Below are 13,315 nucleotides of genomic sequence, written 5' to 3'. Positions count from 1 at the left end.
AATTAGCGAATAATGCCTCGCTTAGAGTCTTGTAAGAACTTCACCATAAGGGCCACACCAGGGAACTCCTGTGCGGGTTCGGCAAGTTTTTCAATGGCTTCGTCGACGGTATTGCCTTCACGGTATATGGCTTTGTAAGCGCGTTTAATGGCCATAACTTCTTCTTTGCTGAAGCCACGACGCTTAAGTCCTTCAGAATTAATACCCTGAGGAATATTTTTCTGACCGCTGACCATAACAAAAGGAGGCACGTCGCGCAGAATAATGCCGCCAGCCCCCAAGAACGAATGGGCACCAATCTTACAGAACTGGTGAATACCTGCGGCACCGCCAACAATGACGTGGTCGTCCATGTGAACATGGCCAGCAATCGCAACACTGTTTGCAATAATAATGTCGTTGCCAAGAACACAATCATGGGCAACATGAGAGTTGGCCATAAATAAACAGCGAGAGCCGATAATAGTAATGCTGTTGTCTTGAATAGTGCCTCGGTGAACGGTTACCCCTTCCCTAAACTCATTATCGTCACCGATGACAAGTTCAGTAGGCTCGCCCGCATACTTCTTATCTTGGCAGTCTTCACCAATTGAAGAAAACTGATAAAATTTATTGTTTTTACCGATACGCGTTGGGCCGCGTACCACCACATGTGATTTCAGAATACAGCCATCACCTATGGTGACGTTGTCGTCTACCACACAAAATGGACCAATGGTGACATTTTCACCAATCGTTGCACTTTCTGAAATTACCGCAGTTGGATGGATCACGTTAAGCTATCTCTCTCATCGCACACATAAACTCTGCAACACAAGCGATATCGCCATCAACGCTTGCAGTGCCTTTAAATTTCCAAATCCCTCTGCGCTCTTTAACTAGAGCAACATCAAACTCAAGCCTGTCACCTGGAACAACAGGACGCTTAAAGCGTGCGTTATCAATCCCTGCATACAAGTATAACTTATCATTGTTACCCATTGTCTTAAATCCTAAAACACCGGCAGCTTGTGCCATTGCTTCAAGAATTAATACCCCTGGGAAAATTGGCTGTTCAGGGAAGTGCCCCATGAAACACGGCTCATTGATAGTGATATTCTTATAAGCCTTTACAGACTCACCCAGAACATAGTCTGTTACACGATCAACAAGTAGGAATGGATACCGATGAGGTAACAGTTCCAATATTTCCTGAATTTCGATGGTATTAAGTGAATTGGCCAAAAACTTTCTCCTGTATACAAGCATGACCTACAACTATTTTATACCAATACAGATGATTGATTGGCATTCTGGTCAAACTCGCCGTAAAAACTAAAAACGGCGGCAACCATACGCTGTTAAGCGCAAAAAACAAATCAGACCAACACCTTTGGGGAGTTGGTCTGATAAATTTTACAACTGACTAGTGCAGTTATTAGTTAGTTTTGCTTACTTGCTGAAGAACTTGCTCAGATAAGTCGTGCTCTTCTTTTGCAAACGCAACCGCACCAGCGTTAAGCACTAGGTCATAACCTTGCTTTGCTGCAACAGAGTCAATAGCTTGCTTGATTAGTCCAAGAAGCTTGTTGCGCTCTTCGTTGCTGCGACGTTGAATGTTTTGCTGCAAAGGTTGACCTTTCTTAGCTAGCTCTTCACGTACTGACAAGATTTTTTGTTCTAGTTCTTTCTTCTCTGCATCGCTCATTGTCGCTGCGTCGCGCTGAAGACGTTCTGCGTAGAACTGACCATCACGCTGCAGTTGATTCACTTCTTCAAGCTGATCTTTAAATTCAGCCTGAATAGCGTTTTGAATTTCAGCCGCTTGAGGCATCGCTTGGAAAATACCTTGCACATCGACAACTGCAACTTTCTGCTCAGCCATTACAGATGTACTAACTAAAGCGCTACCCAACATTGCTCCTGCAACGATATGTTTAACCAACTGTTTCAAAGGGAACTCCTTTTGTGAATCTTATTATAGAGCGCGCCTAAAAACGCGCTCGCTTTAATGTCTTAGAAAGTTTGACCAATGTTGAAAGTGAAGAATCTCGCATCGTCACCATCACGTTGCTGTATCGCTTTCGAGAAGCTGAATACCATCGGTCCCATTGGTGATACCCATTGGACCGATATACCTGCCGAGCTACGATACAGGCTCCAATCAGAATAGTCCAATAGCTCACCGCGTTGTGTAGATGCTATGTCAAACTGACGGTAATAGTCATAGTCGAACTCAGTATCCCACACGTTACCCACATCCACAAACAAACTTGTACGAACTGAGTTATCCATTTCTTCTTCAACAAATGGCGTAGGAACAATAAGCTCGATACCGCCAAGTGCCATCGCGTTACCACCTAGGCTTCGCGTTGACCAAGACAGCTGCGCATCAGCTGGATCGCCTGGGAACACTTCACCATCAGGCCCAACTATAGTACCCGTATTGCCTAGGAATACACCGCGAGGACCTACCGTGTTATTCTCGAATCCTCGTAGTGAATCAGAACCACCTGCTGTAAAGTTCTCTGTAAACGGTAATATTTGCTCATTGCCGTTAATATCACCGTAACCATTCCCGTAGCCAAGACGTACGCGCGCTAGGAAAGACCAGCGCTGGTTACGAGATAATGGGAAGTACCACTTACCGTCAAATACCGTTTTAAAATAGTTAACATCTGAGTTTGGTGTGGTAATGCTAAATGACGCTCGTTGAGATGAACCCGCCGTTGGGAACAAACCACGGTTTAGCGTACTTCGACTCCAGCTTATGCTTGCCAGGTAACTATCGTATTTAATCGCTGCATCTGGGTCTTCACCGTTCGTAAACTGGTTATAAAACTGCTCAGTTTGCTCGTAGTAACCACGGTTGTATAGCTCAACGTTACTATAGGTTAAGCCAAAATTAATGCGGTTGAATTCGTTTATTGGATAACCAACATTCGCACCAATTGACCAACGCTTAGAATTGTACTGGATAACGTTAAAGTCTGAGCCGTCAAACTCACTGTAACCTAAACTACCACCCAAGCTAATCCCGTCAATCGTGAAGTAAGGATCGTTATAAGTAATCTGTGCGCTGCGCTGATATGAAACTGTGCTTAGGTTAAGGCCAACTCGTTTACCTGTACCCAAGAAGTTATCTTGCTGGATACCCGCCTGTAGGCTTAACTTGGTTCTGTCACCATAGCCGATACCCGCATTAAATGAGCCAGAAGGCTGCTCTTTAACGTTATAATTAACGTCAACCTTATCTTCAGAGCCAGGAATACGTACAGTTTCATACTCTACTTCTTCCATATAAGTAAGTCGAGAAAGCTGGTTCTTGGAAGACTCTAGCAAGTTATTTGAAAGCCACGTGCCTTCCATCTGGCTGACATTTTGACGCAGAACACTATCGGCAGTTACTACGTTGCCGTTAAATTTAATGCGGTTAACATAAATACGCTTGCCCGGATCAACAGATAACGTCAACTTAACTGTTTTGTCTTCGTCATTAATTTCAGGAACGGTAGTAACCGTTGGATAAGCATATCCGAAACGACCAAGATATTTACTGATGAACTCTTCTGTATAGGTTACTTCGGCTTGGTTATATAGCTCACCTTCTGTCAGCGGAAGCACGCGCTCAATATATTCTTCATGGCCAAGTACATCACCTACTAATTCAACTTCTGAAATAGTGTACTGCTCACCTTCGGTTACATTCATAGCAATGTAGATGCCCGACTTTTCGGGTGTCATTGATACTTGGGTAGAGTCAACATTAAAACGAAGGTAGCCACGGTTAAGGTAGTGATTACGCAGGGTCTCCATATCCCCTTGCAACGTTTGCTGCTGGTAGCGAGTTTCCGACAGGAAATCCCACCAAGGCGTGTCGTATTGTAGCTCGAAAGCCTCCATCAGCTCTTCGTCTGAGAAGATTTCGTTACCTACAATATTGATTTGTTCAATTTCAGCCGCGTCGCCCTCTTCGAAAAGTAATTTCAAGTCAACACGGTTACGCGGTAGCGGCGTTATAATAGCCGTCACGTCAGCATTATATTTACCTATGCTGTAAAAGAAGTCTTTCAGGCCATTCTCGATAGAGGTTAGTACGGTCTTATCGAGCGGCTCACCAATACGAACGCCGTTTCCGTCTAAGCTTTCCTGAAGTTGCTCATCTTTAATATCATCGTTGCCTTCAAAGATGATATTACTAATGGTAGGACGCTCAGCGACACGCACGACAAGCGTATTGCCATCACGAAGAATTTCAACATTTTCAAAGTGAGTTGAAGAGTACAACGAGCGAATAAGCTGCGTTACCCTGAATGTATTAAGCTCGTCGCCAACTTGAACGGGCAAGTAGGTTAAGGCTGCACCAAGTGCAACTCGTTGCAAACCTTCTACGCGAATGTCTTCAACGACAAATTCACTGTCTTGCGCCGCAGCATTGGCAAAGCTAGCACTGGAAAGAATGGCTCCGGCTGCTACTAACTGTTTTAACTTCATCTATTTTTCTTTTCCTGGCCGCGTTTTGTATTAGCTGTTTTGTACTTCCTGATTTGTATCAGGTTATGCGAGCGATATCGTTAAAAATTGCGATACCCATGATCATAAACAGAAGCACGCCACCTATTCTGTAACCCCATTCCTGCACCGCTTCAGGCACAGGTTTGCCTGTGATCCACTCCACGATAAAAAACATGAGGTGACCACCGTCAAGCATGGGCAAGGGTAATAAATTTATTATGCCTAAATTTACGCTTATTAAGGCAAGAAAACTCAAAAAGTACGCAAGTCCATACCCAGCACTTGTTCCCGCACCTTGAGCAATTGAGATAGGCCCACTCAAATTCTTCACTGACACGTCGCCCGTGATGAGCTTACCTATCATTTCGACACTGAGTGTCATAAGACGCCATGTTTTATCTAGCGCCTTCCCAATAGCCTCTATAATGCCATATTGATGCGTAAACACATACCCTTCTGGCCAAGGCTCAAATGTTGGGCTTACACCGAGATATCCACTTTGCCCTTGTGGTGTATCGCGGCGCGCTATCGTGGCATCTAACGTCAGTTGTTGTCCATCCCTTTGTATATCAAGCGAGATATTCTCGCCGGGACTTTCAACAATAACGTCAACTAATCGCTCCCACGATGACAACTTAGCGCCATTTAATGCAAGAAGCTCATCACCGGGTTTTAAACCCGCTTGCTGAGCCGCGCTTCCTTCACCTACAAACCCAACGGTTAACGTTGCATCTGGACGATAAGGGGTTAACCCTAAGCTGCTTAAAGGAGACTCACTATCTGGGTCAAAGTTCCAAGAACCCAGTGTAAAAGTCAGTTCTTTTTCAACATTTGACGAATTTTTAACCGTGACATTGGCTTTTTCGGCACCAATATTAGAAACTATTTCCAGATTTACCGCTTCCCAATCAGGCGTATTCCTGTCGCCTACTTTGATAATTTCATCGCCAGGTTGTACACCAGCAATGGCTGCGATGCTCTCTGGTTCAACGCTTTTAACCACAGGTTTCACGGTTTCTAAGCCTACTAAATACATCAACCACAATGCGAAAAACGCAAAAATAAAGTTAACGCCAGGGCCAGCAGCAATAACCGCCATGCGCTGCAAAACGGGTTTATTGTTAAACGCTTTGTCTTCTAACTCAGGCGGTACGTCATCAATGCGTCCATCGAGCATGCGAACGTATCCACCTAATGGGATCATAGCGATGACATATTCTGTGCCTGATTTACTTGTTTTACGCCATATAGGCTTTCCAAAACCAATTGAGAAGCGCTCTACCTGCACACCGCATTTACGAGCCACATAAAAGTGCCCCCATTCATGTACAGCAACCAAAATACCTAAGGCTACAATGAATGCACCAAGGCTCCATAAAAATGCTAGCACTGGAATTTACCTCGAATAATCTCGTTAGCTTTTGCTCTTGCAAGGCTGTCTTGCTCTAGTATTTGCTGAATAGAATTCACCGACACATTGGGCATAGCATTAAGCGTGGCGTCATTTACTTTAGCAATATCGCAAAACTCAATCTTGCCTTCTAGAAAGGCTTCGACAGCCACTTCATTTGACGCATTCACTCGCGTTGTTGCACATTGCCCTTCTTTACACGCATCAATAGCCAGCTTCAAATTCGGATAACGCTCAAAACAAGGGGTTTGAAAATTGAAATTGCCAATGTCAGAAAAGTCGAGCGGCGTCACGCCAGCTTCGATTCGCTTAGGATGCGCCAAACCATAGGCAATAGGGGTACGCATATCAGGATTACCCATTTGTGCGATCACCGAGCCATCAATATATTGCACCATGGAATGAATAATACTTTGCGGGTGAATAACCACATCAATATCATCTGCGCCAGCACCGAACAGCCAACAGGCTTCAATAAACTCCAGCCCCTTGTTCATCATAGTTGCAGAGTCGATTGTAATTTTTCTGCCCATCGACCAGTTAGGGTGTGTACTGGCTTCATCGATTGTAATTGATGAGAAGCTATCAAGTGGCCTTTCTCTAAACGGACCACCAGAACCGGTTAAGAGAATTTTACGAATGCCGGATGCAGCAAAGTTACCGTATTCATAATCGTGCGGGAGGCACTGGAATATGGCGTTGTGTTCGCTGTCGATAGGAAGAATTTCAGCGCCGCTTTGGTTCGCAGCCTCGATAAATAAAGCACCAGACATGACTAACGCTTCTTTATTGGCAAGCAAAACCCTTTTACCCGCTTTTACTGCTGCCATTGTGGGTAAAAGCCCTGCTGCACCCACAATGGCTGCCATTACAGCATCAACTTCAGGCGCGCTGGATACTTCTTCCAGCGCCTTAACACCAGCGAGAATTTCTGCATCCACACCGTACTGGGATGCTAACTCACAGGCTAGTTTGTAGTTTGCGTCATCAGCAATTACCACATAGCGCGGCGCGCATTTTTGGGCCTGCTCCATAAGCAATTCAAGCTGTGAGTTGCCAGTAATAGCAAATACACGATACTTGTCTGGGTGGCGGTTTATTACGTCGAGTGTATTACAACCAATGGAGCCTGTGGCCCCTAACACTGTTACTGTTTGCATTACGCCATCCAGGTTACATAGCAGAACGCAAAAACAGGGAATGCCGCGGTTAAGCTGTCGATTCTATCGAGTACACCACCGTGTCCAGGGAGAATTTTGCCGCTGTCTTTAATGCCCGCACAACGCTTAAGCATGCTTTCGTTTAAATCGCCAAGGGCGGAAACAGCCACCGTAATACCGCCAATAGCAAGGTGAAGCCAAATACGCGAAGGCTCTACCTGATAGTGAAGGGCCGCAAAAGCGATAATAGCGAATGAAGCTGCAATACCGCCTAACAAGCCTTCTAAACTTTTACCTGGCGATACGTTAGGGCGTAACTTGTGGCGTCCGAATTTTACGCCAACAAAGAATGCACCAATATCTGCAGCCCAAACAATCCCCAGCACATAAAAGATGAGTGAAGCGCCGTAGAAAGGATCAACATCGTGCAAGCTCGTGCGAAGTGCAACAACCGCTACCCATGTAGGTATAAGCGTAAGTGCCCCAAATAGGGTTCTAACGCTGCGACTGTCTTTCCAGAACTTGGAATATTTGGGATAGGCTAGCACCATAAATAAAGACGCTATCCACCATAATACGGCAACCGTTAATATGGCACGGTATAAACCATGTAATTGGCCTTGATACCAAATCGTGCTGGCATCAACAATAAGAGACAAGGCTATACATATGGCAAAGGCACCTGCCATATAAATGAGCTTTTTAGGACGTTCACATACGCCCGACATATTCGCCCATTCATAAGCGCCGATGCCGACAACACCAGCAATGGCTATTTCAAACCAAAAAATAGGAAGAAAAAGAATAGCGTAAAGCGCCAGTGGCGCGAGGATTAATGCAGTTATTATTCGTTGTTTTAGCATAATTTGCCCTTGGCTATCGTTACCAGGGCAAGCCTGATAATTGCCTGTATGGTGTTAACCATCGGCTGTGACTACCTGTTCACCGGTTAAACCGAAGCGACGTTGGCGAACGTTAAAATCGTCTACGGCCAATTGAAACACGTCTTCGTTGAAGTCGGGCCATAGTACGTCGGTAAAGTACAACTCTGCATAGGCACATTGCCACAGCAAGAAGTTACTAATACGGTGTTCGCCACCTGTGCGAATAAGAAGGTCTAACTCAGGAAGGTTAGCTGTTGAAATGTGCGCATTCAGTGCGTCTTCACAGATGCTTTCCACATCAAGTTCGCCGCTTTTCACTTGCGTAGCAAGCTGCTTAGCCGCGTTTACAATGTCCCATCTCCCACCGTAATTTGCGGCGATATTCAAGACCAAATCTTTGTTGTCTTTGGTCATGTCTTCAGCTTTGCGAATTTTTTCGACAAGCTTGGCATCAAACGCCTCAACATCACCAATAACCTGTAGACGTACACCATTTTTGTGTAGTCTTTTTGCTTCGCTATTGAGGACAAGATTGAACAGCTCCATTAAGACACTGACTTCTTCCTCAGGACGTTTCCAGTTCTCACTTGAAAACGCGAATAGCGTAAGTGATTCAATATCGTTTTGACGTGCAAAGCGCACAACAGAACGAACAGACTCTACCCCGGCTTTATGACCAAAGGTACGAATTTTCCCTTTCTTTTGCGCCCATCGACCATTGCCATCCATAATGATTGCAACATGCTTCGGGCCAGCAGATTCTGCTGGCACCTCTGCTTTTGTCGATTTGGCTGCGCTTAAACGCTTTCCAATCATAATACTTACTTATACTTCCATTAGTTCTTTTTCTTTGTCAGCAAGCATGCTGTCAACTTTCTTAATGAAATCGTTAGTAATAGATTGAATGTTCTCTTCAGCAGCGCGGCTCTCATCTTCACTGATTTCTTTTTCTTTAAGAAGATCTTTGATGTCACCGTTCGCGTCACGACGGATGTTACGGATAGCGACACGACCACCTTCCGCTTCATTGCGAACAACGCGGATAAGGTCTTTACGACGCTCTTCAGTAAGAGGAGGAAGTGGAATACGAATTGAACCACCTGCACTCATTGGGTTTAAACCCAAATCAGACTGCATAATGGCTTTTTCTACCGCTTGAATGGCGCTTTTATCAAACACAGTTAACGCTAGGGTACGACTGTCTTCTGCTACGACGTTAGCCACTTGCTTTAGCGGCGTGTCTACGCCGTAATAAGGTACCATGATGCCATCTAGAAGGCTTGGATGCGCACGACCTGTGCGGATTTTGCTGAATTGGCCCTTAAGAGAAACTAGGCTTTTTTCCATGCGCTCTTGCGCATCTAATTCAATTTCATCAATCACGATTTGTATCCTATTGTTCTTAATTAATCGTTGTCAGCGTGGCGAATAACAGTACCTTCTTTTTCGCCCATCACAACACGCTTCAGGCAACCTGGCTTATTCATGTTGAATACGCGAATTGGCAAGCTGTGATCGCGCGCCAAAGTAAACGCTGACAAGTCCATCACTTTAAGTTCTTTTTCTAGTACTTCTTGATAAGTCAGTTCTTCGTAAAGCGTTGCTTCTGGGTTTTTCACCGGATCATCACTATAAACACCATCAACTTTTGTCGCTTTCAATACCGCATCGGCTTCAATTTCGATACCGCGTAAACAAGCCGCTGAGTCTGTGGTGAAGAAAGGGTTGCCTGTACCGGCAGAGAAGATAACAACACGGCCTGACTTAAGAAGGCTAATGGCTTCTGCCCAGTTGTAGGCATCGCAAACACCGTTTAGCGGTATTGCTGACATCATTCGCGCATTTACAAATGCACGATGAAGCGCATCGCGCATGGCTAAGCCATTCATTACGGTAGCCAGCATTCCCATGTGATCGCCAACAACGCGGTTCATTCCCGCTTTTGCTAAGCCTTCGCCACGGAACAAGTTACCACCACCGATAACAAGACCAACTTGAACACCAAGTTCAACCAGCTCTTTAATTTCTTGCGCCATTCTATCTAGCACTTTAGGGTCTATGCCAAAGCCTTCCGCCCCCATTAGGGCTTCACCACTAAGCTTTAACAAAATGCGTCGGTATGCTGATTTTGGTGTGATACTCATAGTTTGAATTGTCCTCGTAAACCCGTTTTGTCCTATGTCTTTCGACAAGCCACTGTTGTAAAAAACATAGGACAAAGCGCTTTCGATTGTCAGGCAGGCGCGTACTTAATCTCGCCTAGCTTCACACTTACGCATTGCAATGGCAACACTAAAGACGTTCAGCTATAAAAAAGCACCTCCTAAGAGGTGCTTTGTAGTTTATCTAACTATTGCTTAATGCAAAAGATAAACACTCAATTATTTCTTAGCAGCAGCCATTTGAGCAGCTACTTCAGCAGCGAAGTCTTCAGTCTTCTTCTCGATACCTTCACCAACTTCGAAACGTACGAAGTTGATTACGTCTGCGCTGTTGTTCTTAAGAAGCTCAGCAACAGAGATTGAAGGATCTTTAACGAAAGGCTGACCAGTCAAGCTCACTTCGCCAGTGAACTTCTTCATGCGGCCTGCAACCATTTTCTCAGCGATATCAGCTGGCTTACCAGACTGGATAGCGATTTCGATTTGGATTTCTTTCTCTTTCTCAACAACTTCTGCTGGAACGTTTTCAGGCTTAACGAACTGCGGGCTTGCAGCTGCAACGTGCATTGCAACGTCTTTCGCAAGCTCTTCGTCACCGCCAGTAAGAATAGAGATAACACCAATACGGCTGCCGTGTACATACGCGCCTAGTGTATCGCCTTCAACGTTGATAACGCGACGAGGAGAGATGTTTTCGCCGATTTTAGCAACAAGTGCGTCACGAACTTCGCTTACTTTAGAACCGTTAAGTTCTGCATCGTTAAGCGCTTCGATGTCGTTGATGTTGTTAGCAGCTGCTACTTCTAGAAGCTCGTTACCAAATTTAAGGAAACCTTCGTCACGTGCTACGAAGTCAGTTTCACAGTTTAGTTCAAGCATAGTCGCGCGACCCGCTTCAACCTTAGTAAGGATTACACCTTCAGCTGCGATACGGCCTGCTTTTTTAGCCGCTTTCGCTTGGCCTGATTTACGCATGTTTTCAATGGCTAACTCAATGTCACCATCCGTTTCAACCAGGGCTTTTTTACAATCCAGCATACCTGCGCCAGTACGTTCGCGCAGTTCTTTAACTAGTGCTGCAGTCACTGCCATTTTTCAATTCCTCAGCATTAAATATAAATTCGTTAGGTAAAAGGGGCGATGTCGCCCCTCTCAATACGTTTCGTATTGTAGTACTGCCATATTATTAAGATATGACAGTAAGCAATCAGAATTACTCTGCTGCTTCTACGAAGTCGTCTTGCTCAGCTTGTACTTCAAGGTTGCTTTCGCGACCTGAGTTGATAGCGTTTGCAGCAGCATCCAAGTAAAGTTGGATAGCGCGGATAGCATCGTCGTTACCAGGGATGATGTAATCAACACCGTCTGGGTTAGAGTTAGTATCAACAACACCAACAACAGGAATACCTAGGTTACGAGCTTCTGTTACAGCAATGTGCTCGTGATCTGCGTCGATAACAAAGATCGCGTCTGGAAGACCGCCCATGTCTTTGATACCGCCAAGGCTGTTTTCAAGCTTGTCCATTTCGCGCTGAAGCATAAGTGCTTCTTTCTTAGTTAGCTTCTCAAACGTACCGTCTTGGCTTTGCTGCTCAAGATCTTTAAGACGCTTGATTGACTGACGTACTGTTTTCCAGTTAGTCAGCATACCACCTAACCAACGCTTGTTTACGTAGTACTGGTCGCACTTAAGAGCAGCATCTTTAACTGCTTCGCCAGCTGCGCGCTTAGTACCAACGAAAAGGATTTTACCTTTCTTAGACGCAACACCTGAAAGGTAGTTAAGTGCGTTGTTGAAAAGTGGAACCGTTTTTTCAAGGTTGATGATATGAACTTTGTTACGAGCGCCGAAGATGAAAGGCTTCATCTTTGGGTTCCAGTAACGAGTTTGGTGACCGAAATGCACACCTGCTTTCAGCATGTCACGCATAGAAACATTAGCCATTTTATTTTCCTCTTGGGGTTAGGCCTCCATATACCCCTTGTATCGATTCAGACCAACCTAAATTGAACTGAACACCCCGATACGAAGTGTCGGTATATGTGTGTTTTAATAAAATAAATTTACCCTCTAAAACGGTGCCAAATGCACGTGGCAAAATGAGCTTTCCGTCAGGGCGCGCGCTTTATACCACAATACCACCTAAGCCTCAAGTTTTGAGGGTAAAAAGCGACAATTTGAAGTATCTAGGTTAAAGAAAGTATAGAACCCTTAATGAGCTCGCTTTCCACCTCTGCCTTTAGCAGATAAAAACCAACAATATCATCACCTTACTAAGAATGACCTGAATAGTGTTATAATGCGTAAGTAATCAAAATTCTTCATCAAACTAGTTTCAAACGATTTGAGAGGCGCTGTGACAGCTATTATCAAAACCCCAGAAGAAATCGAAAAAATGCGCGTAGCCGGTAAATTGGCAGCCGAAGTGCTTACTATGATAGGGCCTTACGTAAAGAAAGGCGTTACCACTGATGAGCTAAATACTATTTGCCACGACTACATTGTAAATGAGCAAAAAGCGGTACCTGCGCCCTTAAACTACGGCCACCCGCCTTTTCCAAAGTCTATCTGTACGTCGGTAAACCACTGTATTTGCCACGGTATTCCTTCTGACAAGAAACTGAAAGATGGCGACATCATTAATATCGACGTCACAGTTATTAAAGATGGCTATCATGGCGATACGTCAAAAATGTTTGTGGTGGGTAAGCCTTCTATTCTTGCAGAACGCCTAATTCGCGTTACCCAAGAATGCTTGTACAAAGCTATTGAGCAAGTGAAACCGGGCATGCGTCTTGGCGATATCGGTCATATTTGTCAAACCCATGCTGAAGCGCATAACTATTCAATAGTTCGTGAATACTGCGGCCACGGTATTGGCGCTAGTTTCCACGAAGAACCACAAATTGTTCACTACGGTAAGCCAGGGACGGGTGATGTGTTAGAGCCAGGCATGTGCTTTACCATCGAACCTATGGTAAACGCAGGCAAGCGCTACTCAAAAGTGCTACCAGACCAATGGACTGTGGTAACTAAAGACAGAAGTTTAAGCGCCCAATGGGAGCACACCCTATTGGTCACTGAAACCGGCGTTGAGATTCTTACGCTTCGCGAAGAAGAAACCTTGGAACGCATCATTTCTCACGGATAAATCGACTTCGACAATATTGATAACGTTTTGAATAATCGCGTTAAAAATATGA

Annotated in this window: 13 protein-coding genes; 1 reads left to right on the top strand and 12 read right to left on the bottom strand. The window is 44.8% G+C overall.

The features are described 5' to 3' along the window. Nucleotides 1-2 precede the first annotated feature (2 nt). The 12 genes from lpxA to rpsB all read right to left on the bottom strand — a co-directional run bounded on the left by lpxA (nt 3) and on the right by rpsB (nt 12,056). Nucleotides 3-773: an acyl-ACP--UDP-N-acetylglucosamine O-acyltransferase gene (gene lpxA, locus BIZ39_RS07100; RefSeq protein ID WP_015066413.1), complete on the bottom strand. Its 771-nt coding sequence runs from the start codon at nt 771-773 to the stop codon at nt 3-5. 1 nt (nt 774) lies between these two features. Then, nucleotides 775-1,224 carry a 3-hydroxyacyl-ACP dehydratase FabZ gene (gene fabZ, locus BIZ39_RS07095; protein WP_014948562.1) on the bottom strand — a complete coding sequence of 150 codons (450 nt, stop codon included), beginning with the start codon at nt 1,222-1,224 and terminating at the stop codon, nt 775-777. Nucleotides 1,225-1,417: 193 nt separating this feature from the next. Next, a complete protein-coding gene (locus BIZ39_RS07090) occupies nt 1,418-1,933 on the bottom strand; it encodes an OmpH family outer membrane protein (RefSeq protein WP_014948561.1) in 516 nt (171 codons plus the stop codon). Between the two features lie 62 nt (nt 1,934-1,995). Next, the gene (gene bamA, locus BIZ39_RS07085; RefSeq protein ID WP_049585986.1) at nt 1,996-4,473 is read right to left on the bottom strand and encodes an outer membrane protein assembly factor BamA; all 2,478 of its coding nucleotides are present in this window, start codon (nt 4,471-4,473) and stop codon (nt 1,996-1,998) included. Between the two features lie 58 nt (nt 4,474-4,531). Next, the gene (gene rseP / locus BIZ39_RS07080) at nt 4,532-5,884 is read right to left on the bottom strand and encodes a sigma E protease regulator RseP (protein WP_187446670.1); all 1,353 of its coding nucleotides are present in this window, start codon (nt 5,882-5,884) and stop codon (nt 4,532-4,534) included. After that, nucleotides 5,878-7,065 carry a 1-deoxy-D-xylulose-5-phosphate reductoisomerase gene (gene ispC / locus BIZ39_RS07075; protein ID WP_187446669.1) on the bottom strand — a complete coding sequence of 396 codons (1,188 nt, stop codon included), beginning with the start codon at nt 7,063-7,065 and terminating at the stop codon, nt 5,878-5,880. Before ispC ends, rseP begins: the two co-directional genes overlap by 7 nt. Next, the gene (locus BIZ39_RS07070) at nt 7,065-7,928 is read right to left on the bottom strand and encodes a phosphatidate cytidylyltransferase (RefSeq protein ID WP_014948557.1); all 864 of its coding nucleotides are present in this window, start codon (nt 7,926-7,928) and stop codon (nt 7,065-7,067) included. The genes ispC and BIZ39_RS07070 overlap by 1 nt, the downstream gene beginning before the upstream one ends. Before the next feature lie 54 nt (nt 7,929-7,982). After that, on the bottom strand, nt 7,983-8,765 hold the full coding sequence (gene uppS, locus BIZ39_RS07065; protein WP_080986374.1) for a polyprenyl diphosphate synthase: 783 nt from the start codon (nt 8,763-8,765) through the stop codon (nt 7,983-7,985). A gap of 9 nt (nt 8,766-8,774) precedes the next feature. Then, nucleotides 8,775-9,332 carry a ribosome recycling factor gene (gene frr / locus BIZ39_RS07060; protein ID WP_014948555.1) on the bottom strand — a complete coding sequence of 186 codons (558 nt, stop codon included), beginning with the start codon at nt 9,330-9,332 and terminating at the stop codon, nt 8,775-8,777. 23 nt (nt 9,333-9,355) lie between these two features. Further along, nucleotides 9,356-10,093, bottom strand: coding sequence for a UMP kinase (gene pyrH, locus BIZ39_RS07055; protein WP_014948554.1), 738 nt, complete (start codon nt 10,091-10,093; stop codon nt 9,356-9,358). Nucleotides 10,094-10,330: 237 nt separating this feature from the next. Beyond that, complete coding sequence (gene tsf / locus BIZ39_RS07050; protein WP_049585983.1) at nt 10,331-11,203, bottom strand: translation elongation factor Ts; 873 nt, start codon at nt 11,201-11,203, stop codon at nt 10,331-10,333. Nucleotides 11,204-11,324: 121 nt separating this feature from the next. Beyond that, on the bottom strand, nt 11,325-12,056 hold the full coding sequence (gene rpsB / locus BIZ39_RS07045) for a 30S ribosomal protein S2 (protein WP_014948552.1): 732 nt from the start codon (nt 12,054-12,056) through the stop codon (nt 11,325-11,327). A 412-nt stretch (nt 12,057-12,468) separates the two neighbouring features. On the opposite strand from rpsB, the gene map reads away from it, so the two are divergent. Next, the gene (gene map, locus BIZ39_RS07040; RefSeq protein ID WP_014948551.1) at nt 12,469-13,263 is read left to right on the top strand and encodes a type I methionyl aminopeptidase; all 795 of its coding nucleotides are present in this window, start codon (nt 12,469-12,471) and stop codon (nt 13,261-13,263) included. The last annotated feature ends 52 nt before the right edge of the window (nt 13,264-13,315 follow it).

This window comes from Alteromonas sp. BZK5 (assembly GCF_014349115.1).
In the GTDB taxonomy this organism is placed as follows: Bacteria; Pseudomonadota; Gammaproteobacteria; order Enterobacterales; family Alteromonadaceae; genus Alteromonas; species Alteromonas macleodii.
The sequence above is the reverse complement of the archived record's forward strand: the minus strand, read 5'-3'. Positions and strand labels throughout refer to the sequence as shown.